At 63.2% G+C, this 22,952-nt stretch carries 20 protein-coding genes and 1 pseudogene; 11 read left to right on the top strand and 10 right to left on the bottom strand.

Going from position 1 to position 22,952, the window contains the following annotated elements:
• The first annotated feature begins 143 nt into the window (after positions 1–143).
• A complete protein-coding gene (locus tag AC5E6W_RS09975) occupies positions 144–3,338 on the top strand; it encodes an Ig-like domain repeat protein (protein WP_491752139.1) in 3,195 nt (1,064 codons plus the stop codon).
• Positions 3,339–3,451: 113 nt separating this feature from the next.
• Here the strand turns inward: AC5E6W_RS09975 and AC5E6W_RS09970 are convergent, their stop codons facing one another.
• The gene (locus AC5E6W_RS09970) at positions 3,452–4,747 is read right to left on the bottom strand and encodes a Glu/Leu/Phe/Val family dehydrogenase (RefSeq protein WP_491752164.1); all 1,296 of its coding nucleotides are present in this window, start codon (positions 4,745–4,747) and stop codon (positions 3,452–3,454) included.
• 516 nt (positions 4,748–5,263) lie between these two features.
• Between AC5E6W_RS09970 and AC5E6W_RS09965 the strand changes: the two genes are divergently transcribed.
• The 3 genes from AC5E6W_RS09965 to AC5E6W_RS09955 are packed head-to-tail and all read left to right on the top strand — an operon-like array spanning position 5,264 to position 7,821.
• Positions 5,264–6,913 (top strand): anthranilate synthase component I family protein, encoded by a 1,650-nt coding sequence (locus tag AC5E6W_RS09965; protein WP_491752138.1) that lies wholly within the window; start codon positions 5,264–5,266, stop codon positions 6,911–6,913.
• A gap of 36 nt (positions 6,914–6,949) precedes the next feature.
• Entirely contained in the window at positions 6,950–7,483 is a 534-nt protein-coding gene (locus AC5E6W_RS09960; RefSeq protein WP_491752137.1) for a DUF3990 domain-containing protein, read from the top strand.
• Positions 7,480–7,821 (top strand): hypothetical protein, encoded by a 342-nt coding sequence (locus AC5E6W_RS09955; protein ID WP_491752136.1) that lies wholly within the window; start codon positions 7,480–7,482, stop codon positions 7,819–7,821. Before AC5E6W_RS09960 ends, AC5E6W_RS09955 begins: the two co-directional genes overlap by 4 nt.
• A 12-nt stretch (positions 7,822–7,833) precedes the next feature.
• Here the strand turns inward: AC5E6W_RS09955 and AC5E6W_RS09950 are convergent, their stop codons facing one another.
• The 3 genes from AC5E6W_RS09950 to AC5E6W_RS09940 form a co-directional block, all read right to left on the bottom strand.
• Positions 7,834–8,382 carry a DUF4199 domain-containing protein gene (locus AC5E6W_RS09950; protein ID WP_491752135.1) on the bottom strand — a complete coding sequence of 183 codons (549 nt, stop codon included), beginning with the start codon at positions 8,380–8,382 and terminating at the stop codon, positions 7,834–7,836.
• A 173-nt stretch (positions 8,383–8,555) separates the two neighbouring features.
• Positions 8,556–9,053 (bottom strand): helix-turn-helix transcriptional regulator, encoded by a 498-nt coding sequence (locus AC5E6W_RS09945; RefSeq protein WP_491752134.1) that lies wholly within the window; start codon positions 9,051–9,053, stop codon positions 8,556–8,558.
• Positions 9,054–9,059: 6 nt separating this feature from the next.
• On the bottom strand, positions 9,060–9,974 hold the full coding sequence (locus tag AC5E6W_RS09940) for a DUF817 domain-containing protein (RefSeq protein ID WP_491752133.1): 915 nt from the start codon (positions 9,972–9,974) through the stop codon (positions 9,060–9,062).
• 151 nt (positions 9,975–10,125) lie between these two features.
• On the opposite strand from AC5E6W_RS09940, the gene AC5E6W_RS09935 reads away from it, so the two are divergent.
• Positions 10,126–11,193: an NAD(P)-dependent alcohol dehydrogenase gene (locus tag AC5E6W_RS09935; protein ID WP_491752132.1), complete on the top strand. Its 1,068-nt coding sequence runs from the start codon at positions 10,126–10,128 to the stop codon at positions 11,191–11,193.
• A 211-nt stretch (positions 11,194–11,404) separates the two neighbouring features.
• On the opposite strand, the gene AC5E6W_RS09930 is transcribed toward AC5E6W_RS09935, so the two are convergent.
• The 4 genes from AC5E6W_RS09930 to AC5E6W_RS09915 form a co-directional block, all read right to left on the bottom strand.
• Complete coding sequence (locus AC5E6W_RS09930; RefSeq protein ID WP_491752131.1) at positions 11,405–11,701, bottom strand: hypothetical protein; 297 nt, start codon at positions 11,699–11,701, stop codon at positions 11,405–11,407.
• Between the two features lie 68 nt (positions 11,702–11,769).
• Positions 11,770–12,936, bottom strand: coding sequence for a lactonase family protein (locus AC5E6W_RS09925; protein ID WP_491752130.1), 1,167 nt, complete (start codon positions 12,934–12,936; stop codon positions 11,770–11,772).
• Between the two features lie 55 nt (positions 12,937–12,991).
• Positions 12,992–13,825 carry a tetratricopeptide repeat protein gene (locus tag AC5E6W_RS09920; RefSeq protein ID WP_491752129.1) on the bottom strand — a complete coding sequence of 278 codons (834 nt, stop codon included), beginning with the start codon at positions 13,823–13,825 and terminating at the stop codon, positions 12,992–12,994.
• Between the two features lie 3 nt (positions 13,826–13,828).
• The gene (locus AC5E6W_RS09915) at positions 13,829–15,136 is read right to left on the bottom strand and encodes a hypothetical protein (protein WP_491752128.1); all 1,308 of its coding nucleotides are present in this window, start codon (positions 15,134–15,136) and stop codon (positions 13,829–13,831) included.
• Between the two features lie 221 nt (positions 15,137–15,357).
• Between AC5E6W_RS09915 and AC5E6W_RS09910 the strand changes: the two genes are divergently transcribed.
• From AC5E6W_RS09910 to AC5E6W_RS09895, 4 genes are all read left to right on the top strand, one after another.
• The gene (locus tag AC5E6W_RS09910) at positions 15,358–16,131 is read left to right on the top strand and encodes an Hpt domain-containing response regulator (protein ID WP_491752127.1); all 774 of its coding nucleotides are present in this window, start codon (positions 15,358–15,360) and stop codon (positions 16,129–16,131) included.
• A 97-nt stretch (positions 16,132–16,228) separates the two neighbouring features.
• Positions 16,229–16,906 (top strand): response regulator, encoded by a 678-nt coding sequence (locus AC5E6W_RS09905; RefSeq protein WP_491752163.1) that lies wholly within the window; start codon positions 16,229–16,231, stop codon positions 16,904–16,906.
• Between the two features lie 98 nt (positions 16,907–17,004).
• Entirely contained in the window at positions 17,005–18,045 is a 1,041-nt protein-coding gene (locus tag AC5E6W_RS09900) for a YpdA family putative bacillithiol disulfide reductase (protein WP_491752126.1), read from the top strand.
• Between the two features lie 43 nt (positions 18,046–18,088).
• Positions 18,089–18,769 (top strand): hypothetical protein, encoded by a 681-nt coding sequence (locus tag AC5E6W_RS09895; protein ID WP_491752125.1) that lies wholly within the window; start codon positions 18,089–18,091, stop codon positions 18,767–18,769.
• A gap of 65 nt (positions 18,770–18,834) precedes the next feature.
• Here the strand turns inward: AC5E6W_RS09895 and AC5E6W_RS09890 are convergent, their stop codons facing one another.
• Positions 18,835–19,611 (bottom strand): ABC transporter permease, encoded by a 777-nt coding sequence (locus AC5E6W_RS09890; RefSeq protein ID WP_491752162.1) that lies wholly within the window; start codon positions 19,609–19,611, stop codon positions 18,835–18,837.
• 67 nt (positions 19,612–19,678) lie between these two features.
• Positions 19,679–20,591: pseudogene (locus AC5E6W_RS09885) on the bottom strand (ABC transporter ATP-binding protein).
• A gap of 123 nt (positions 20,592–20,714) precedes the next feature.
• On the opposite strand from AC5E6W_RS09885, the gene AC5E6W_RS09880 reads away from it, so the two are divergent.
• Complete coding sequence (locus tag AC5E6W_RS09880) at positions 20,715–21,257, top strand: Uma2 family endonuclease (RefSeq protein ID WP_491752124.1); 543 nt, start codon at positions 20,715–20,717, stop codon at positions 21,255–21,257.
• 78 nt (positions 21,258–21,335) lie between these two features.
• Entirely contained in the window at positions 21,336–22,883 is a 1,548-nt protein-coding gene (locus AC5E6W_RS09875) for a fumarate hydratase (RefSeq protein WP_491752123.1), read from the top strand.
• Positions 22,884–22,952: the final 69 nt, after the last annotated feature.

Raw genomic sequence — 22,952 nt, 5'->3', positions numbered from 1 at the left:
GTAAGGGCCATGGTCGCTACCTGCCATTCTGCCACACGCCGCGTGCCGCTGCGCTGTAGCGCAGATCACTTTACTTTGACCGGCCTGAACCGTATCGTTCCCACAGACCGTCGCAACCATTACAAGGGCCAATCAGGACTGCCATGTCGCTCCGCCGTGTTGCCATTGTGCCTGCCGCTCTTTGGAAGCTCCTTGCCGTCGGCCTCCTTGTTTGCTTTGGGATCGCGCATGGAGCTGCCCAGACCACCATCACCGGTACGGTCTACGCACCCAACGGAACCGATCCGCTTCCCAACATCCTCGTCTACGTCGCCGCTCCAGGCGTTGCTGTGCAGCCGTTCACCTCGGGCCCTGGATCGGACTGCGCGAACCAGAACGCAATCGTCAGCGGCAATCCGATCGCTGAGGCTGTTTCGGACTCCAAGGGCAACTTCACCCTGCAGTCCGTTTTGCTGACCGCGCTTGGCAGCGCCTCCGTGAACATCGTGGCGCAGGCTGGCAAATGGCGGCAGCAGTACCCCGGCACGCCAATCACCGGTGGCCAGGCCAATGGCCCGCTCACGCTGACGATGCCGGCCGCGGCGGGCCCGAACGCCGATCTCCCACAGATCGCCGTCGTGACGGGTAGTGCCGATGCTGTAGAGTGCGTGCTGCTTACCATGGGCATTCACCCGTCGGAGTTCACCGATGTAGGAGGCTCGGGCCACATCAATCTGTTTACGAGCGACGGCGCCGCCCAGACCAACTCGACGCAGGGCAGTGGCGGTGGCGCGAAGATTTCCTCGACCTCGGCATACACCGAGGCCAACCTGCTCTCCAACCAGACACCGATGAGCAACTACGACATGCTCATGTTCGGCTGCACGGGAAACTACCTCGACAGCGACTCCAACAACACGGCCTATCAGCAGAATCTGGCCAGCTACGCTAACTCTGGCGGGCGGGTTTTCGCAACCCATTACGGATATGTCTGGCTCAACAAGCAGAACACCTTTGCAACCGCCGCGAACTGGCGTATCGATGAGAGCAGTCTGCAGCCGGAAGGCGACTCCGACGGCCCTGGCACGATTACGGTGGACACCACCTCACCAACCTTCCCTGAAGGCAAGGTTCTCGCCGACTGGCTGCAATATATTGGCGTCTCGTCGACTTATGGGCAGATTCCGAACGTACCAAACCTACGCCAGGATCAGACGGGCATCGCCTCGTCAACGCAGTCCTGGGGAACTCTGAATCCCCCCTACGTCCCCGGAGACTATGTCGGCACTCCCATCATGCAATTCTCCTGGGACACGCCTCTGGGGCAGGCCACCGCGCCTATCGTGCTGCTCAGCTTCCAGAACAACGCCACCTATCCGAACACGACCAGCTTCGTGCCCGGTGATGCCAATGACAGCGTCACCATCACGATGACCGACCAGGCGGGCTCAGGAGCCTCAAAGCCGGGCTTGACCCTCCAGCTCCTGGTTCCTTCATCGCTCACGGTCACGGGTCTCGCCGGGCTGAATCCCGGCACCGGATGGAACTGCACGCTGTCGACCCTTACCTGCGTGGAGACAGCCTCCATTCAGCCGGGCGCCAACGATCCCGTGAGCCTCACCTTCTCCGTGGCGGCGAACGCCGCGCTCGGAACGGCCCAGATCTCTGGCACGCTCAGCAACGGCGGCATCACCGGCGTAGGACAGTGCGGTCGCGTGCTCTTCAACGAGTACCACGTCGAGCCGCCCGCCTCCAGCCTGCCGCAGGGAAACGCGCACAACGCTATCTTCCCGAACGAGTGTTCCAACACCTCCAGTGGCGCAGAGAAGTTCCTCGAGTTCTCGCTCTACAACCTCTCCAACTTCATCTCGCCGACGACCTCCGACACCATCGTGATCCAGGCGCCCTCGACAACGACCATCACGACTAACGGCCAGCCTGGCGTGCAGACGCCCATCTACTACGGCCAGATCATCGGCTATACCAACGGCGTCAACGCCCTCGTGAGCACCACAGCTCCTGGCGGCACGGGCGACGGAACCCTGTCGGTTTCAGTTGACGGCGTCACCGTGTGCACGTTGCAGAATGGCGGCTCGCAGGTGATGTGCCCGAATGGGGGATTCGAGGGGCAGAATGCGGGCAACCACACCGTCCAGGCCTTCTACTCCGGCGACACCGATTATCTCGCCTCGCAGTCTCCTGTCTATCCCGAGACGATCCTCCCCGATCCCACGGCCACGTCGCTAGCGTCCTCCGGCTCTCCCTCGATCTACGGAAATCAGGTGACGTTCTCGACGACGGTGTCCAATACAGCTCCCTTTACCGATGTCTCCCGCCCCACACCGGTGGGTACCGTCACCTTCCTCGACAATGGAAGTCCGATCGGCACCGGAACCCTCAACAGCTCCGGTGTGGCGACCCTCACGACATCTACACTTGGCGTCGGGACCCACACCATCACCGCGTCCTATGGGTTGACGACTAACTTCACCGCGTCGGTCAGCGTAGCGACAACCCAGGTGGTCACACTTCCGATTTCGGCCACAAGCACCGTCCTTATCTCTTCCGCAAACCCTGCCTACCAGGGTTTGAACATCATGTTCTCCGCGACGGTCTCGCAACTCGCCTTCACGGTGGCGGTGCCCGCAGGTCTTTCGAACCCCTTGCCCACAGGCACCGTAAGCTTCTATGACGGCACGATGCTGCTCGGAACCTCAGCGTTGAACGGCGCGCAGACCGCCACGCTCTCGATCTCGACGCTGGCTGTAGGCACCCACAACGTCACCGCCGTGTACTCAGGCGACACAGCGAACAACACGAGCACCTCCGCTGTGCTCCCTGAAGTCGTCCAGCCCAACACCTTCACGCTTACCGTGAATCCGACGGCTCTCAACCTGATCATCGGGCAGGCTGCGCCCATCACCGTCACCATCACCGACAACGGCAACTTCAACGAGCCGGTGCAGCTCGCCTGCTCCGGCCAGAGTGCGGAGACCATCTGTACCTTCGGCTCCGTCACCGTCCCCGCCGGCGGGGGTGTGACCACGCTGACCGTGATCCCGCAGCCGCCCCACAACTGCGTTGCCACAGCCTCCAACGAGGGACCCGGCACAAAATGGCCGATGCTCGCGGGCGTTGGCGTGCTGCTGGTAGCGATTCGCCGCCGCAGGAAGCTGCTGGGGCTCGTCTCCTTCGGCCTGCTGCTGGTCGCGCTCCCACTCCTCAACGGCTGCGGCACCGCTGGCTGTACGGACTTCGGCGTCTACCCCGGGAACTACACTTTCACCGTCACCGCCACCTCAGCCGCGCCCTACGCCGAGACGCAGAGCCAGACCATGACGATGGTGGTAAAGCCGTAGGGGTAGTGAGTAGTGAATAGTGAGAAAGACAGAAGCAACGGGCGCGACTTAGTCGCGCCCGTTGCTTTGCCTTCTTGCTTCCATTCACTACTCACTACTCACTACTCACTGCTCTACGCATAAAACCCCCGCTGCTTCGTCGTATATGCCACGCGATCCACCGCGAGCATATACGCCGCAATCCGGTTGTTCACGCCGTGCGCGATCGCATACTGCAGCACATCCTGGAAGCTATCGGTCATGATGCGGTCCAGCCGTTCATTGACCTCTTTCTCCGTCCAGAAGTAGCCCATGCGGTCCTGCACCCACTCGAAGTAGCTCGTCGTCACTCCGCCCGCGTTGGCCAGAATATCCGGCACCACGAAGATTCCCTTGTCCGCCAGGATCTCGTCCGCGATAGGCGTCGTCGGTCCGTTCGCGCCCTCGACCAGAATGCGGCAGCGGACCTTCTCGGCATTCTTGCTGGTGATCACGTTCTCGGTCGCTGCCGGGATCAGCACATCGACAGCGCTCAGCAACAGCTCATCCTTATCAGCCGCTTCGCCTTCCTTGAAGCCGTGAATCGTTCCCGTCTTCGCGCGGTATTCCATCAGCTCGCTGATGTCGAGCCCATTGGCGTTGTACAGCCCACCATCCCACTCCGAGATGCCGACCACCTTGTAGCCCTTCTTCCAGAGGAAGTAGGCTGTGTTGGAACCTACATTGCCGAAGCCCTGCACGACGACCTTGGTATCCTCCGGCCGCAGGTTCAGGTACTTCAGCGCCTCGTCCGTCACCACGCTCACGCCGCGCCCGGTCGCTTCCTTGCGCCCGCGCGAACCCCCCAGACTCACGGGCTTGCCCGTCACCACGCTGGTCACTGTTTGGCGCATGTGCATGGAGTAGGTGTCCATGATCCACGCCATGGTTTGCTCGTTGGTGCCCATGTCCGGCGCCGGAACGTCCTTCTCTGGCCCGAGGAACTCGATCAACTCGGCAGTGTAGCGGCGCGTCATCCGCTCCAGCTCGCCCTGGCTCATCTTCTTCGGGTCGCAGATTACGCCGCCCTTGGCTCCGCCAAAGGGAATGTTCACTACGGCGCACTTCCAGGTCATCCAGCTGGCTAGCGCGCGCACCTCATCCAGGCTCACGTCGGGAGCGTAGCGGATGCCGCCTTTGCACGGCCCGCGGGACGAGGAGTGCTGCACGCGGTAACCGGTAAAGACCTCAATCGATCCATCATCCATGCCCACCGGAATGTGCACGATGATCTCGCGGTTGGGGTAGCGCAGAACCTTCCAGATTCCTGCGTCAAGGTTCAGGCGGCGCGCGGCTTCGTCGAAGCGCAGCGACTGCGCTTCCCAGGGGTTGGTTTCCTGCTCCAGCGTGAGGGTGGACAAGGCGGGTACGGCATCTGTTGCAAGCTTCATCAAGGTTTCCTTCGTCCCTGCAGGGTCGCCGATTTGCGTTGCAGGGGTGTTGCCGGCCGCGTCGTTGGCACGGCTCTCCGTCGTACTGTGCGGCGGGTTGCGGCCGAGAGTCGGCATCGCGGTCAGCGCCGGCCCTTCGGGAATCAACGTCTCTCCGGCCATCGTCGACCCTCCTTCGCCTCAGCTCGATTAGACGCTGCTGAAGGTCTGCGGAATCACACAATCGCTCGTTAGGAGCGCTTGCTATGGCCGGTCCGGTCTCCGGCCAAACCGCGCGAGTCTACGCCCGGCAAAAGACCGCAAGCAACCAGACCGTGTTCTGTTATCGGCACACCACAGCGCGAGATGAGTGCTTTCGGGAAGGATCTTTCGTGGGAGAGAGTGGGCTCCGCCCGTTAGCGGCTGACGCCGTTAGTGCTGTGCGTCAGCAGCTGCGCGGCACTACCGGCAAAGCCGCTACCCGCGAAGCGGCTACCCGGCGCAGCCGGCTAACGCGCAGCGCCGTATCATGTTGTCATGCCGCGCAGCCTCACAACCCCCAGCCTCCGCGACTTCCAGAAGCTGGCCCGTACGCACACGCTCGTCCCTGTCAGCCGCACCGTCGCGGCCGATCTCGAGACCCCCGTCTCCGCCTACCTGAAGGTCGCATCGGAAGAGCCCGAAGCCTTCCTGCTGGAGTCCGTCGAGGGCGGCGAGCACGTCGGCCGCTACACCTTCATCGGCATCCGTCCCTACCGCACCCTCACGGCTCGCGGCCACGAGCTGACCCTCACCGAAGGCCGACGCAAGAAGACCTACCAGGCGGACATCTTCACCGAACTCAAGCGCGCGCTCAGCGGCGAGACCCCCGCACGCCTGCCCGGTCTGCCGCCGTTCACCGCCGGAGCCGTCGGCTTCTTCTCCTACGACGTCGTCCGCCTCATCGAGAAGCTGCCTACCCACGCCGTCGACGAGCTCCACGCTCCCGACGCCCACCTCATGTTCTTCGACGAGGTCCTGGCCTTCGACCACGTCCGCAAGCAGATCCACCTCATGGTCACCGCCGGCGCCCGCAAGCCGTTCGAGCTGCCTGGCACCGAGGGGACCTCGAAGCCGGGGAAGATCACCGCCAAGGACTACGCCTCCGCCAACCGCCGCCTCGATCGCCTGGAGAAGTTGCTCGCAGCCGCGCTTCCCCAGCGCAAACGCCCGCGCAGCGCGGGTAAGCCGTCCGCGCTCAAGCTCACCGCCCGTACCAAGCCCGCACAGTTCCTCAAGGCCGTCGAGAAGACCAAGGACTACATCACCGCCGGCGACATCTTCCAGTGCGTCCTCTCCCAGCGCTTCGACTGCACCCCTGGCGTCGAGGCCTTCGACATCTACCGCTCGCTCCGCATCGTCAATCCCAGCCCGTATCTGTATTTCCTGCGCTTCCATGTCCCGGGGACGGCTCCTAAGATCGGAGCCAGCGCAAGGGTACAGGCCCCAGGTTCCAGGGCCCAGAAAGCCATTCGCGGCAAGAAGCAGTCTGGACCCTTGGCCCTTGGCCCTGGACCCTCTCTCCACATCGTGGGGAGTTCGCCCGAGATGCTCGTCCGCGTCTCCAACAGTCGCATCGAGTACCGCCCCATCGCCGGCACGCGCCCGCGCGGCGCCGACGAGATCCTCGATCGCGAGCTTGAAGCCTCGCTCCGCGCCGACGCCAAGGAGATCGCCGAGCACGTCATGCTCGTTGATCTCGGCCGCAACGACGTTGGCCGCGTCTCCGAATACGGATCGGTAAAGGTCAAAGACCTCATGTTCGTCGAGCGCTACAGCCACGTCATGCACCTGGTGTCAGCGCTCGAAGGCACCCTCCGCAAAGACCTCGCGCCCATCGACGCCTTCAAGGCCTGCTTCCCCGCCGGCACCCTCTCCGGCGCGCCCAAAATCCGCGCCATGGAGATCATCGACGAGCTGGAGCCCGCCCGCCGCGGCGTCTACGGCGGAGCCATCTTCTACGCCGACTTCGCAGGCAATCTCGACAGCTGCATCGCCATCCGCACCCTATTCCTCGACGGCGAAGAAGGCCACATCCAGGCCGGCGCCGGCATCGTCGCCGACTCCGTCCCCCAGAAAGAACACGAAGAATGCCGCAACAAAGCGGCCGCGGTGGTTCGAGCCATCGAACGGGCACGGGCGATGTAGAGTAGGGTCAACCTCGTCAAGCAGAGAACGGATGTGATGAGTCCCAAACGCCTTAGCCCGAGACCTCGGGAAGTCTCCTGGATCGATCAATCCATCATTTTGTTTCACGGGACCACTTCGTCTGCGGCATCAGACATTGTTCGACGGGGCGTCGATCTGTCGAAGGGAAGAGACGCCACCGACTTTGGACGTGGGTTCTACACAACCACGTCCAAGGCGGCGGCCAGGGCGTGGTCCAAGAGAGTTGCTAGGAACCGCTCCAGCACCCCGGCGATGCTCAGAATTACGCTCGACCGACGAGCATTGGCGCGGCTCGAGGCGATCGTCTTTGTTCGAGGTTCCGCTGCCGCAGAAGACTTCTGGGGTTTTGTTGGGCATTGCAGGTCCGGCAATGCCCATCGCCCTGATGGAACCTACTACGACGTTGCGTATGGTCCCGTCGTGAAAGGCTATTGGAAAGCCGCGAAACGCCAGGTATGGGAAGACTACGATCAGGTCAGTTTTCATACCCAGACGGCTCAGGATATGCTGAATAACAAGGAAGCTTGCACGGTGGAGGTCACGGAATGACACCGGCCCAGATTCAAGACGCCTATCGCCTTGCAGTGGAGTCCTGTCTTGTCGAGTTCTATGGCAAGACCACAGATTCTGCCCAGGCACTTGTCAATCGTTGGTGGAAGAGGGCCTCCTCTGGCCCCGATTCAGAGATCAAGTCGGGTGCCTACCTCCATGTGGAAGCAATCAACATAGCCACTGACCTAGCCTCGGTAGATCAGGTGAAAATTACTGACTCGGTGCGCAAGAGGTACGCCGAGATTCTTCGTCAAAGCAGCCTCGTCGCGCGAAAGCAGCTTCTTAGGCCGAAGATGGTGAGAAGAATCTCAGCCGCCAAGCAAATGGTAGGTTAGGCTCCCGGCCACTCAGGACGCCATAGCCTCCGAGCCTGAGCGCTCCGATCCCTTCTTCCTCCGCAAAATCCCCGCCGAAACCAGCGTCATCACTACACCCACCGGCAGTGGCTCCAGGAATGTCATCAGCACATTCATCACCGGGTTGCCGTAGAGTCGCTTCATCTTCTCGATCTCCGCCATCTTCGCCTGGATCTGCGCTGCCGTCTCTCCTGCGGCTTGCGCCTTCTGCAGCATGTAGGCCGCATAGTCGTCGAGGTAGTGAGGCATGAAGTTGTGGTAGATCACCTCCCACGTCGCCACGTAGAAGACGCAGGTGAAGACCATGATGAGCCCGCCGATGGCCACACCGCGGCCAAAGCCAATCTCGCCGCCGCCCACCGTATCGCGATAGCTGCGGATGCCGAAGTAGATCAGCAGGAACGACGCCACCATGGTGGCGTAGCCCACGTACATCGCATGGCCCTGGCCAATTTGCTTGCCAAACACCGTCGCGAGCGCCATCAGGCAGGCCATCACGCCGCCCGAGATCAGGCCATAGGTCAGAACAATCTTCTTCATCGGTGAAGCTCCTGTGCGGCGCGGCAAGCCTATCAAGTCCGCCCGCGCTGTGGGTGGAATGTCTCCCACCATCGCGGCGAACGGCCCGGATGTCGTCATCCTTTCGCATGATTTTGCCGCAGAACGGTACTTCCCGCGCGGAAATCATCCTTCCGGGTGAGGGAGCTGACGATCTACGGCAGCAGCCCCAGCTCCTTGCCTCGCTGCACCGCCTGCGTGCGCCGCTTCGCCCCCAGCTTGTCGAACGCCCGGCTGCAGTGCGTCTTCACCGTGTTCTCGCTGACGAACAGCCGCTCCGCGATCTCGCGGTTGCTCAGCCCCTCGGCCACCAGCGCCAGGATCTCCATCTCGCGCGGCGTGATGGCAAGCTCCTCCCGCCGAGCCTCATCCACCACGAAGACCGGTGAGGCAGGAACCTGCACCTCTCGCACTTCAACCTCGCGCACGATGACCGGCTTCCGCTGCGCCGTCAGCCGCTGCCCCAGCCAGATCCCCAGGCCCGCGAAGATCGCGGCGATCACCGCAGCATAGATCTCCACGGAGTGTTCCAGCACCAGGAACCGATACTCGCTCCACCCCAGTGCCGCGACCAGCGCACCGCCAACCAACCCGAAGAGCAGCCCATGCCGCAGCATCGAGCCTGAAAACAGCCGGGAGTTGGCCTGCGACATCCGCACTCAGGCCTCCGGCTGTGGCACCGGAACCGGCGCCTGCTCTTCGGCCAGCAATGCCTCCGCGGGCGGCGTCTCCGGCCGGTGCGCAAGCGTCACCAGCACGAAGCTGATGATCATCAGCAGCAGCCAGCTCCCGAACATCCCCAGCCGCACCGGCTCCCATCCATGCTTCTGGTGGGGATAGACCCAGGCGCTCGCGAACGTCCCAATGTTCTCCGCCGCGAAGATAAACAACGCCACCAGGCCGAAGCCCATCACCAGCGGCAGCTTGCGCCACTTCAGGTGTGGCTTGTAGTACACCCACGTCGGCCCGAAGACCACAGCTACCGCCGCAAACAGCACCCAGCGCAAGTCCGCGATGAAGTGGTGCGCGAAGAAGTTCGCATAGATCCCCGCCGCCAGCGCGAACGTCCACACCTGCCGCGGATAGCGCTCGTAGCGCATGTCGAGAATGCGCGTGGCCCGCGCCAGGTAGCTTCCGACACTGGCGTACAGGAAGCCCGAGAACAGCGGCACCTGGCCCACATGGAAGAAGCAGGTGCCCGAATCGACTCCCGGATAGCTCCACGAGCCCACATGCGTCTTGAACAGCTCCATCATCGTGCCCACCACGTGGAACACAAGGATCACCTTCGCCTCACGCACCGTCTCCATGCGCAATACCAGCAGCAGAATCTGCGCGCTCAGCGCCGCGAGAAAGAGGAAGTCATACCGCGCCAGCGGAGCATGCGGCGGCCAGAGGAACTTCGTTGCCAGCACCAGCGAGAGCATCAGCACGCCGAACATGCACGCCCACGCCTGCTTGAACCCGAAGAGGCAAACCTCCCAGATAATCTCCCGCGTGCGCGAGCGAGGCCTGCGCTGCTCCAGCAACGTGCGGATGCGATGAAAGCGGGTCTGCGTGCGGGCGAGCGTCATGGAGTCTCCGTGGCGTAATCTTACTTCGCAACCGTCGTTGCTATCCTACCCATCGACGCCTTTTGTGCCGCTCGGGAGCCGTCCAAAGCATCCAACGACCAGGTCCCCAACATTCAGTCACAGGCTCTGAGCCATTCAGGAGAACCTCCCCATGAAATCCTTCGGCTACGCCGCCCAGTCCAAGACCTCCTCGATCGCCCCGTGGCACTTTGAGCGCCGCGACCCCAAGCCCGATGACGTCGTCGTGCAGATCGACTACTGCGGTATCTGTCACTCCGACATCCACCAGGCCCGCGGCGAGTGGGGCGCGCAGATCTTCCCCATGGTCCCCGGCCATGAGATCACCGGTCACGTCATCGCCGTCGGCTCGGACGTGACGCGCTTCAAGGTCGGCGATCGCGCCGCCGTCGGCGTCATCGTCGAGAGCTGCATGCACTGCGAGAACTGCAAGGCGTCGCTGGAGAACTACTGCTCGGACGGCGGACCGCGCGACACCTATAACGCCAAACTCCGCTCCGGCGAACTCACCTATGGCGGCTACTCCGACGTCATCGTCACGCCCGAGCACTTCGTGCACACGCTGCAGCCGCACGTCGACATGGCCGCCACTGCGCCGCTCCTCTGTGCCGGCATCACCACCTACTCGCCGCTGCGGCACTGGCTCTTCGAGCGCGCGAAGAAGGACGTCAAGGAGATGAAGGTCGGCGTCGTGGGCCTCGGCGGTCTCGGCCACCTTGGGCTCAAGTTCTCGCACGCCTTCGGGGCGCACACCGTGCAGTTCACCACGTCCGAGTCCAAGGTCGAAGACGCGAAGAAGCTCGGCGCGGATGAAGTCGTCATCACCAAGGATCCTGCGCAGATGGCGAAGCACGCTGGCAGCTTCGACTTCATCCTCGACTGCGTCTCCGCGCCTCACGACATGAATGCGTACCTGAATCTCATCAAGCTGGACGGCACGCTCTGCCTGGTCGGCATTCCCGATCAGCCGCTGTCGGTGGCGCCGTTCTCCATCGTCGCCAACAGGCGCTCGCTGGCGGGCTCAGGCATTGGCGGCATGAAGGAGACCCAGGAGATGCTCGATTTCTGCGCGGAGAAAGGCATCGTGTCGGACATCGAGATGACGACCTACGAGCAGGTGAATGAGGCCTATGAGCGGGTCATCAAGGGCGATGTGAAGTACCGGTTCGTGCTGGACAACACGGCGTTGCGGCAGCGGTAGTACCCCCCCCCCTCTATTTTGGCAAAGTATTCAAAGGAGAGACTTTAGGTCCGGACCTCGGATTTTCGGGGGCGGAGCGGTGGCTGCAGAAGCCGCCCGTCACGGGCCATACTTCCATCATAGCGAGTGGCGCAGGGAAGTCTGCCAAGTGTGGCAACGGGCAGGCGCGCCCGACCCACTCGAATGCGAGCTGTGGGTGCGCGGCGTTTTGCTACGTTAGCGAGCGATCGTTGTTGTGGATGTCGCCGTGCTCTTCGCGAACCACGACTCGTTCGCCCACCTTCACATAGCCCTTCTTGCGGAACCAGTCTTCGATCGCGCACTCCAGGTGCTCGAGCGGGACCCTGTTGCCGACTTCCATCCGCCCGTCGCCTACCGGCAGCGTGTCGTCGAATACCTTGTCGTTGGTGAAGTTGCGCATGGCGAAGTTGTCGATCCATGCGATCGGGACAGGGGTCGCCGTCCCGTTGGGGTTGAGGCACTCTACTGTGACCTTGCGCGCAAACATAGGGGTACCCTCATCTTCGGCGCTACGGGGCCGGCCAGGCCCAGGATGCGGATGCGCAGAGCGCGAGTCTACACCCAGAGCACGAACATCGGTGTGGGAGCTTCGACCACGCGGGGCGTCTCGCTCAGCTTGCCTGTGGCCGGATTCCGGCGGTAGATTGCAACCGTCGCGCCGGAGCCGGTGTCAGCAGCACCCTGGTTGGTGCAGGCCAGCCAGCGTTCGCTGGGGTCCAGTGCGAAGTAGCGTGGGATCCTGCCGCCGGAGCTCACCCGCTGCAGGTCAATGAGCGAACCCTCCCTCCCGACGCCATAGACGGTAATCTCATTCACCCCGCGCGAGCAAGCGTAAACGAAGTGGCCGTCGCGGCTGACCTGAATCTCCGATCCGGTGTTGCCAGCCAGTCCCGTTCCGGGTTTCAGCGTGGAGACGGTGCTGCCCGCCCGCAACGTCGCGGAGCCTGCCTTCCAATCGTAGATGTCGATCGTGCAATCCAGCTCGTGAATGCAGTAAAACCACTTGCCCGAAGGATGGAACGCGATGTGCCGCGGGCCCGATCCGGCCCGCGCCGGCACACGCTGTGGCGTCCCTGTAATTGCCGCGCCGGATGGGTGCAGCGGGAAGACCTCGATCGCGTCCTCCCCCAGGTCGCAGACCAGCACGAAGTCGTTCCCCGGAGCAACGACCGCGCAGTGCAGGTGGGCAGCGTCCTGCCGGTCCTTGTTTGGGCCGACCGTGCCGCAGGCCGCGTTGTCCTTGCATACTAGACTCCCGCCCAGTGCTCCAATTGCGCCGCCTGCCTCCAGGTGATACGCCGAGAACGCCCCGCCGCCGTAGTCCGCTACGAACAGCTGCCGGCCTTCGCGGTCGATGCCCAGCGCACACGGGCTGGTCGCGTGCGTGTCCACCTTGTTCAGCGGCGTCAGCGCGCCCTTCGCCGCATCGATCCGGAAGCTCGCGACCCCGCCCACCGGGCTGGGAGCCTCATTCACCGCGTACAGCACCGGCAGGCGCGGGTGACGGACGAAGAAGTTCGGCCGGTCGGACTTGGCCGCCAGCTGGATCGCGCCGAGTTCCCCCGTCGCGGCATTCCAGCTCGCGCGGTAGATCCCCTCACCTTTATCCGTGCCGAGAAAGACCCACCGCGGCTCGCCCGCCGGGGGTAGCCCGCGGGCGATCCCGCTCATCGCCGCCGCTGCCGTCGCCGAGCCCAGAACAAACTGCCGTCGCGTCCACATCCCTGTCTGCATACGTCGGCCAGTCTACGGCAATCGCCGGAGGACGCGCGTTGCGCTACTTCGTTTGCCTGGTCTTCTCGCGCGATGTCGCTCCCTGCGTGCGAATCCACCGCAGAGCGTCTGCGCGCACCACCTCGTACGTGGGCTCCGCGTCCCCGTAGCTGCGCACGATGCCATGCGCCCGCCCCGTGTACCAGTTCAATGCGAAGTCGCGGATGGCCGCACTCGCACCTGTTAGTTGAGTGCCATCCCCCGCAGGATGCTCCAGCATCGCAGCCGCAGCGGAAGCCGACTCCAGCGAAAGAAACGCCTCCACTCGGCCTTCGGGCGAGAACCGTTCGAAGTTGTACCGCGTCAGCGACCGCCCGGAGGGCTCATCGTAGGCACGCACGATCCAGTGCTGTCCCCCGGCGTTCAGGCTGTCGATCACATCGCTCTCGCGCGCCGAGATGCCCTCCGCGCCGCGCCCGCGCGCGTCGTGTAGAATCGCGCGCTCGCGGTCGAACTCCTCCCACCGGCCGAGCGCAGCTTCCACGACGACCAGGTTCTTGTGCGCCAGCCACATCTGCGGGTGCTTCGCTACGATGCCGCGATACAGGATCTCCGCATCGTCGTACTCATGCAGGCCCAGCTCGGCGTCGGCCTTGCCCAGCTGCGCCTCCATGCTCTCCGGATGCCTGGCGAGGAACTCCCCAAACTGCCTCTTAGCCTCCGCAAAGTGTTTCTGCGCCAGCTGCTGCCGCGCAGCCTTCAGCATTGGATCGCTCTCCACACGAGCCGGAAGCGTCTGGGCTCCCATCGCGACGCCTCCAGCGCTCACCATCAGCCAGGCCAGCCCCCGCACAACACGCGCACCCCGGCGCGGCTTCCATCCTGTTTCTTCGAACATCCCTTACCGATCCCTCTGGCGTTTGACGCTCTCAAGCCCTGCAAGTCCCGCCACCGCGATCAGAACCAGCAGCCCCACTGAGATCGCCTCCGGATGCTCGCTCGCATAGGGCCGCGAGGCCATGCGCGGCACGAAGGCCGGGTTCATCTGCTCCGGCCCGAGCTGCGCTTGCAGCATGTGCGTGGCCGGTGCAAAGCTCCGCGCATATTCAGAGCTTGCGGCTGCGAGCGAAGCATCCCCGTAACGCAGTGTGTAGCTCGCACTGGGTGCAGCGTCGAAGCACAGGCTCCGGCGTCGCATCTCCAGCACCGCCCCGACGATCGGCGGCGGGGGTCCCGCGCCGTCATGCACCCGAACCTCCACGCTCGCCGCGGAGCCGAGCGTCGAGCCCAGCGTGGCCGGAAACGCCAGCGACTCATAGTGGATCGCCGGGGCATCCGCCACGCCCGGCCGATCCATCACGGCGATGGCGCCCTTCATGCTCTCCCCGGCGCCTGATTCACCCTTCGTGTCCAGCGGCGTCGCCGTCAGCGTCACCTCGCGGAGAAAGCTGGTGCGGGCTCCCGGCTGCAGCACAAACCGCACCCGCTCCACCGGAACATGCTCCGCGACCGCAGGGAACTGCATCACCGTGTCCTGCCCCTGCCGGCTCATGGCGGTCGACTTTGCCACCGTCGTATACAGCACCTGCGCCTCGCGACTGGGAGGCACGCTGGCCCCCGCGATCATCGCCGCGCTTACTCGCGGCAGCGCATGGCCGCCCGGCCCCATCAGGTGCAGCGAGACACGCAGCAGGGGGTAGTTCGTCTCTGCGAGCGCCAGCGTCGTCGACCGCGCCAGATGCTGCTGCGTCAGGTCGAAGACCAGGAAGCTGCCCAGCGGGACCGGGCTTCCCGCAGCCTCGCGCAGTCCCGTCACATGCGCCACGCCGACAAACTCCGGCGCATCCAGCTTCAGCTCCACGGCGGAATATGCCCGCGGAGGCATCGCCAGGTCGAAGCTCAGGTCGCTGCCGTGTGCCGTGATGTTCCCGAGGCTCGCTTCGGCCACCTCGCCCGGCTGGGTGTCGCTCTCGCTCATGGCGTAGGGAACCTCGCGCTCGTGGCCGTCGCCGGTGGCGGCGAAGAGGCGGAGGTCGCGCACGGAAGCCTCGGCGGCATGCGCATACACCGTGGCGTCGAGCACCGCGCAGGCCTGTCCCTGCGCACCCGTGGGCAGCACAACCGCGCGCTCGTAGCGCAGATGCACCGCTTCTGGTGCAGGAGATGTCCCATCTTCGGACACCTGCCACGCAAGGAGTGCAGCCAGCATGAGGGCCAGCCTCATGCGTTCCCCCAGCATCGAGGCTGTACCCCTCGAAGCTGCGCGCGTCGGTGCCGTGCGCGTCGGCGCCGTGCTTCAAGGTCGGCCATCAGCCCACTTTAGAGCATTTCCCGGCCCCCGCGCCCGCCGTTCCAGAAGCGTACAAAAGTACCCCACCCGATCCTTTCCGGCGGCTTCGGCGCGGCCCCGCATCTTATACGCTGATGACCATGCCACTGGACACTGAGATTGCGTCGCTCCGCGTCCTCGTCATTGAAGACGACATGGTGGTGCGCGAGCTGCTCGAAGCTCTGCTCCCCATCGAGGGCCACGCCGTGACCTCGGCCGAGAACGGCCTCGACGGCGTCGCACTGCTGCAGCGCGCCCCCGAGGACATCGATGTGGTGCTCTGCGATCTGCACCTCCCCGACCTCCGTGCGGACGAGCTCGGTTCCCGCCTGCTGGCGGCGCGCGCTCCCTCCACCCTGCTGGTCGCCATGAGCGCCACGCCGATGGCCCCGCAGGATATCCCGGCCTTCGACGCCTTCCTGCTCAAGCCCTTTCAGCTCGGCGACCTGACGGCCGTGGTCGCGGATGTGCGGCAGAAGATGTCCGCCGGAGCCAGGGAAACCGCGTCCGACCCTGAATCGCTCGAAGCCGAAGCTGCCGGTGAGGGCGCCCCGCCCCCGCTCGATTCGGCCATCTTCGCCACGCTCTCGGCTACTCTTCCGGCCTCGCAACTGCTCGAGCTCTACGCGATGACGGTGCAGGATGTGAAGCAGCGGGTGGAGCGCATGGGGGCTGCCATCGCTGTCGGCGACTATGAGCAATATCGCCGCGAAGCCCATGCCATCAAAGGCGGTTGCGGTATGGTCGGGGCCGTCGAGCTCCGCGAACTTGCATCGCAGGCCGAAGGGGGTGCCCCAGAAAGCACCCCTGCGCAGGAGGATTTCCTGCAGGCCTGTGCTCGGCTGCGGCGTATGCTGAACGTGAGATTGGCCTGACTTAGCGGCCGTTTCCACGTCCGGAGAGCGCTCGAGAATGGCGACAGACATCCGCAAGCCCGCAACGCAAGGCAGCTCCGCAAGCTCCACACCTCCCATGATGCGCAACTCCGGCACCATCCGTATTGTCGTCGCGGACGATCATCCGGTGGTGCGCTTCGGCGTGAAGAACATGCTGCAGAGCGAGCCTGGCTTCGAGGTAGTGGGCGAGGCGGAAGACGGCGACGTCGCCATCACGCAGACGCTCGAGCTCGAGCCCGACATCCTTCTGCTGGATCTCGCCATGCCGCGCCTCCCTGGCCTCGAAGCCATGCGCGCCATCATGTCGCGCTCGCCGCGCGTCAAGATCATCCTGCTCACCAGCACCATCAGCACCCAGCAGATCATCGAAGCCCTGCAGATCGGCGCTCGCGGCATCGTCCTCAAGGACTCCGTCGCCGACGACCTGACGGAATCGCTGAAGGCAGTACTTTCCGGCGACTACTGGATCGGCGGCCAGCGCGTCGCGAATCTCCTCGCCGCCCTGCACGACCTCATGCAGCAGGCCGCCGCCGTCCCCGAGCGCAAGACCTACGGCCTCACTCCCCGCGAGCTCGAAGTCGTCACCTGCATCGTCGAAGGCTGCTCCAACAAGGACATCGCCAAGCAGTTCACCATCTCGGAAGAGACCGTGAAGCGCCACCTCTCCAACGTCTTCGACAAGACCGGCGTCAGCACGCGCCTGGAGCTCGCGCTCTTTGCCATCAGCCACAAGCTGGTCGACATCGACGCGTAGAAAATCGTAGCGAATCGATTTGCCTGCAAGCTTCACACGAAGGCCGCCGCAAGGCGGCCTTCGTGCTGTCTGCAAAATCTCCGACCTACAATGAAGGCATGAGTGAAGAATTGCACGATGTTCTAGTCATTGGCGCCGGCCCCACTGGCCTGGCCTGCGCCATCGACGCGCAGAACGTAGGCTGCAGCGTCATCGTAGTCGACAAGGGCTGTCTCACCAACTCGCTCTTCCACTATCCGGCGAACATGACGTTCTTCACCACGCCGGAGCTGCTGGAGATTGGCAACATCCCATTTCCGTCGCCGAATCAGAAGCCCTCGCGCTCCGAGGCGCTGGAGTACTACCGCAAGGTCGCCGCCCACTACAAACTGGACCTGCGGCTCTACGAGACCGTGAAGAGCGTCGCCGGCGCGGATGGCGACTTCACGGCGCATACAGAGGATGAGTTTGGGCGCCCGAGGCAGCATCGCGCGCGCAAGGTCATCGTGACCACTGGCTACTATGACCTGCCGAATCCGCTCAACGTGCCCGGCGAAGACCTGCCCAAGGTTGACCATTATTACAACGAGCCCCACCCGTTCTTCGGACGCGATGTGCTGGTCGTCGGCGGCAAGAACTCCGCGGCCATCGCCGCGCTGGAGCTCTATCGCCATGGAGCGCGCGTGACGCTGATCCATCGCGGAACCGAGCTGCATCGCCACATCAAGTACTGGATCCGCCCCGACATCGAGAACCGCATCAAGAACAGGGAAGTCGCGGCGTACTTCAATACCACCATCAAATCCATCGGCTACGACGACGTGGTCCTGAACACTCCTGAAGGCGAGAAGACGATTCCCAACCAGCAGGTCTTCGCGCTCACGGGCTACAAGCCGGACTTCACCTTCATCGAGTCGATGGGCATCGTGCTCGATCCGAACAACTCACGCTGCCCCGTCTGTAACGCCGAGACCCTCGAGTCCAACGTACCCGGCATCTATGTCGCGGGCGTAGTCGTCGCCGGCGAGCGCACCAACGAGATCTTCATCGAGAACGGCCGCTTTCACGGCGCGGTTATTGCTAAGGACCTCGCGGACAAGTTAGGCAAGGCAACCGTCGCTGCCCCCATCAAGCCCCAACATACCTACGCCGCGGAGTAATCGGCGAGAACGCTGACCCCGACCAAATGGCGTACAGTGAGACATGACCGATCTAGAGTTCGACTCGGTATTTGACCACCAAGAAGATACGGCGAGGCTTAGTCGCCTACGCTCGGCCGTCATAGAGGACGTCTGTTTCCTTCGCCGAGAATACGAGCGGCAGTTCCAATCGATAAAGGGTAAGGAATTGAAGCACGACGATTTCGCAGTAATGCGCGAAAAGCATCGGGCGCTGCGTCACGTCGGCCACTTCTCCGGTAGCAGAACTTTGTCAAATGAACTCATCTGGAAATGGACTGAAGCGACAGGGAAGTACGTCGGATGCCCATTTTGGAGTTCTGCCGCGCGGGAGCTCTTCGATGCGGAGGTAGAGGCTCTAGGAGGCTGGCCGATCACGTCCGGAGTCAAGAAGCATCTGGAGGCTAAGCTTCAGAAAAAGGGGCGACCGCATAATCAAAAACTGACCCACGAGCACGTCTACCCTATCAAGGAGATGAAGGCCTGGATTTCAAGTCTAGGTTCGTTTGATTCAGCAACGGTAATGGAACACTTTGATCGCCAATGTGTCGCCTGCGTCGTCCTCGAGTCTGAACATCCCAATGTACCCGCTAATCACGAAAACCCATGGCTTCGATATAGCAATGCAGGCGTCGTTCTTGCACAGAACCCTGCGTGGCCAGAGTCACAGCGCGCCCTCATCGCTGCCGCCGGGCTCATTCCTTAGATCTCGCATGAATCCGCTATCCGCGTAGCGGCTGACTCGCTGACTTGCTAACGCGAAGCGCTGCCCTAACTAATGACCCGCCGTCGAAACCCGCCAATCCCCACCTTCAGCAGCAGCGCAAGAAATACACAAAGCATCAGCAGGATGGCTGCCTCATTCATGTGCCCCAACGCAGGCGTCAGCGCGGCGCGCAGGCCTTCGCTGATGTACACGATCGGATTGACCAGCACGCCATATTGCAGCGCGTGGTTGAACCGCAGTGCGGCCCACGGATAGTACACACAGCCCAGGAATGTAATCGGCATCACCACCACGCCGAAGATCAAACCAATCTGCTTGGGTGGAACGAGCGTTCCAATCGTCAATCCCAGCGCGCCCGAAAGCAGGCTCGCGAGCACCACCACGGCAATCAGGAATGGCCAGCTTGTGACGTGCGCATCGACCTTTGTCGAGGGCACATAGTAAGCCAACGGAAAGACCACCGCTGCCGCAACCACCGACTGCATCGCGCTGAAGATTACCTTCTCGAAGGCCACGGCGGACACCGGTAGCGGGCACATCACGCGGTCGTCGATCTCGCGCGTGATGCCGAATTCCTGCGCCAGCGGCAGGGCTACTGCGGCGATGCCCGAGAACATGATGGCCACGGCGATCAGGCCAGGCAGCAGCACGGTGGAGAAGTTCGCTCCGGCACTTGCCGCCATCTGTGCCGTAGGGTTCACCGCGCCCGACATGTGCGGCATGATGTACGTAAACACGAACAGGAACAGCAGCGGATTCATCCCCACGCGAATCAGGAACGGCCCAATCTCGCGCCGCAGCACATACAGATCGCGCAGCATCAGGCCGCCAAAGGCGCGCGTGTAGCTGGTGAACGGGCTGGGTGCTGGAACGACTTGAATGCTCGAGCTACTCACGCAAATCTCTCCCCGTCAGCTTGATAAACACTGCTTCCAGAGAAGCCTCGGCGCTTGCGACATCGCGCAAACCATACTCACTAGCCATGCCGACAATGTGGGCCAGCAAACCATCGCGCGCCTTCGCGACCACGCGCAGGCCATCTTCCGTCTGTTCCACCACACTGACGCCGTCGAGCGACCGCAGGAGCGTCGCCAGCGCTTCGCTGCGCGTGGGCTGTTCGAGCTTCAGCTCGTAGATCTTCTCTCCACCCAGCGATCCCTTCAGCGCCGCAGGCGTGTCTTCGACCAGAATGCGCCCATGATCGATGATGGCGAGCCGGTCGCACAACGCGTCCGCCTCTTCCATGTAATGCGTCGTCAGCACCACCGTGATGCCGTGTTCGCGCAGCCCCTGGACTGCCTCCCACATCGCTATGCGGCTCTGCGGATCGAGCCCCGCCGAAGGTTCATCGAGGAACAACACCCGGGGCTTATGCGCGATTGCCCGCGCGATCTGCACGCGCTGCGCCAGGCCACCACTCAGCTCCTGCGGATACGCCTTCGCACGGTCGGTCAGGCGAAACTGATCGAGCAGCTCTGCTGTGCGCGCCTTCGCGTCCACGCTGGAAAACCCGAAGTATCGGCAGTGAAAGCTGATGTTCTCCGCGATGGGTGCAGGAGCGGTCCAGCGTGTTGTACTGCGGCACGACGCCAATCGCGCGCCGGGCCATCGCCGGGTGCGCGGCGACATCGACTCCCGCGATCCTCACGCTGCCCGCGGTGGCGACAGCCCTCGTCGTCGCGATGGAGATCGTCGTCGTCTTGCCCGCGCCATTGGGCCCCAGCAGGCCGTAGATCTCGCGGTCCTCGACGTGCAGATCGATGGCATCGATCGCCGTAACCGGGTTCTTGCCGGGATACACCTTGCGCAGCCCGGTAATGTCGACGATCGTCTCTGCCAAGGGAAGCCTCAGCGCTGATTATAGAGAGTCAGCCCACACCCCTTGCGACGCCGGTGTACGCTGGAAGCACCAGGAGCGTGCGTAATGGCGACAGCAACCATGACTTCCGTGGACGTTCCCCTCGTAACCGTCGAAGAGTACCTGCATACGGTGTACCAACCCGATGTCGACTACGTCGACGGTCGGATTGAGGAGCGAAACGTGGGTGAGCTGGATCATTCCGATCTGCAAAAGGTCCTGACCATCATTTTTGGAGTGCGTGAGAAGGAGTGGGGTGTCAAGGTGCAACCGGAATTGCGCACCCAGACCGGCGAGACACGTTATCGCGTCCCCGATCTGCTGATCATTCCCGCCGGCATTCCGCGCGAACAGATCATCCGCACCCCGCCTCTGCTCTGCATCGAAATTCTCTCTCCGGAAGATCGTTGGGGCCGCCTGGACCGGCGCATCCACGATTTCTTCTCCATGGGAGTCCCTGTCGTGTGGGTCTTCGATCCCGAACAACGGATCGTCACCGTGCTGATGAAATCCGGAGCGCGGACAGAGCTGCGCGAGGGCATCCTGACGCTCGACGGAACGCCGGTAGCGGTACCTGTTGCCGATGTCTTCGCCGTGCTCGACGAGTAGTCTCTTTGACCGAACATCGCCCCGCGCAGGCTCGCAGCGACTACACGGGCGTGCACGCTCGGGCCTATCATGTTGGGCATGACGACGATTCAGCAGGACGACCTGATCGAGAGCATCCGCGCTGCGCTGCAGTACATCAGCTTCTATCACCCGGTGGACTACATCGAGAACCTCGCGCGGGCCTATGAGCTCGAGCAGTCGCCCTCGGCCAAGGATGCGATCAAGCAGATCCTCGTCAACTCGCGCATGTGCGCCGAAGGCCATCGCCCCATCTGCCAGGACACCGGCATCGTCACCATCTTCATCAAGCTCGGTCTTGAGTGCCACCTCCTCAAGGGCGACGCGCCCGCTACCATGACCTTGCAGGAGATGTGCGATCAAGGCGTGCGCGAAGCATGGCTCGACCCTGACAACAAGCTCCGCGGCAGCATCCTCGCCGACCCCGCCTTCTCGCGCAAGAACACCAGGGACAACACGCCTTGTGTCGTCGAGGTCGCGCTCGTCAAGGGCAACAAGGTCGATGTGACCGTCGCAGCCAAGGGCGGCGGCAGCGAAGCCAAGTCCAAGTTCGTCATGCTCAACCCGTCGGACTCCGTCGTCGACTGGGTGCTCAAGACCATTCCGACGATGGGCGCGGGATGGTGTCCTCCCGGCATGCTGGGCATCGGCATCGGCGGGACTGCCGAGAAGGCGATGCTTCTGGCGAAGCAATCGCTGATGGACCCCATCGACATGCAGGAGCTCAAAGCCCGCGGGGCGCATAGCAACATCGAGAAGATGCGTGTCGAGATCTACGAGAAGGTCAATGCGCTCGGCATCGGAGCCCAGGGCCTCGGCGGTCTCACCACCGTGCTCGACGTGAAGATCCTCGACTTCCCGACGCACGCCGCGAATCTTCCCGTGGCGATGATCCCCAACTGCGCGGCCACGCGTCATGCGCACTTCGTGCTCGAAGGCTCCGGCCCCGTCTATCTCGATCCACCGAAGCTCGAGCACTGGCCGAAGCTCACCTATGACGTCAGCGGAGGCAAGCGCGTCAACCTCGACACGCTCACCCGCGAAGAGATCAAGACCTGGAAGCCGGGCGAGGTGCTGCTGCTCAACGGCAAGCTCGTTACGGGCCGCGACGCCGCGCACAAGCGCATGACCGACATGCTGAACAAAGGCGAGAAGCTCCCCGTCGACCTCACCAACCGCGTCATCTACTACGTCGGTCCGGTCGATCCCGTGCACAGCGAAGTTGTCGGCCCTGCCGGTCCCACCACGGCGACGCGCATGGATAAGTTCACGCGCCAGATGCTCGAGCAGACCGGCCTCATCGGCATGGTCGGCAAGGCCGAGCGTGGCGTCGCTGCCATCGACGCCATCCGCGATAACGAAGCGGTGTATCTCATCGCCATCGGTGGCGCGGCGTATCTCGTGTCGAAGGCAATTCATGGCTCGAAGCTCCTCGCGTTCGGAGACCTTGGGATGGAAGCCATCTATGAGTTCGATGTCGTCGATATGCCGGTAACAGTCGCAGTCGACTCCAAGGGCACCAGTGTGCACATCACCGGCCCTGAGGAATGGAAAGAGAAGATCGCGCACAGCATGGAAGTCGCCGGCGTTCCCATCCTCGGTCAATAAGTCGAAATCCGCTGAGTTAACGCGGCTTTGAGCGCGTGTCGTGAGAAAGAGTTGCCCTGTTCACGACAT

The sequence above is a fragment of the Bryocella sp. genome (genome assembly GCF_058498515.1).
The sequence above is the reverse complement of the archived record's forward strand: the minus strand, read 5'-3'. Positions and strand labels throughout refer to the sequence as shown.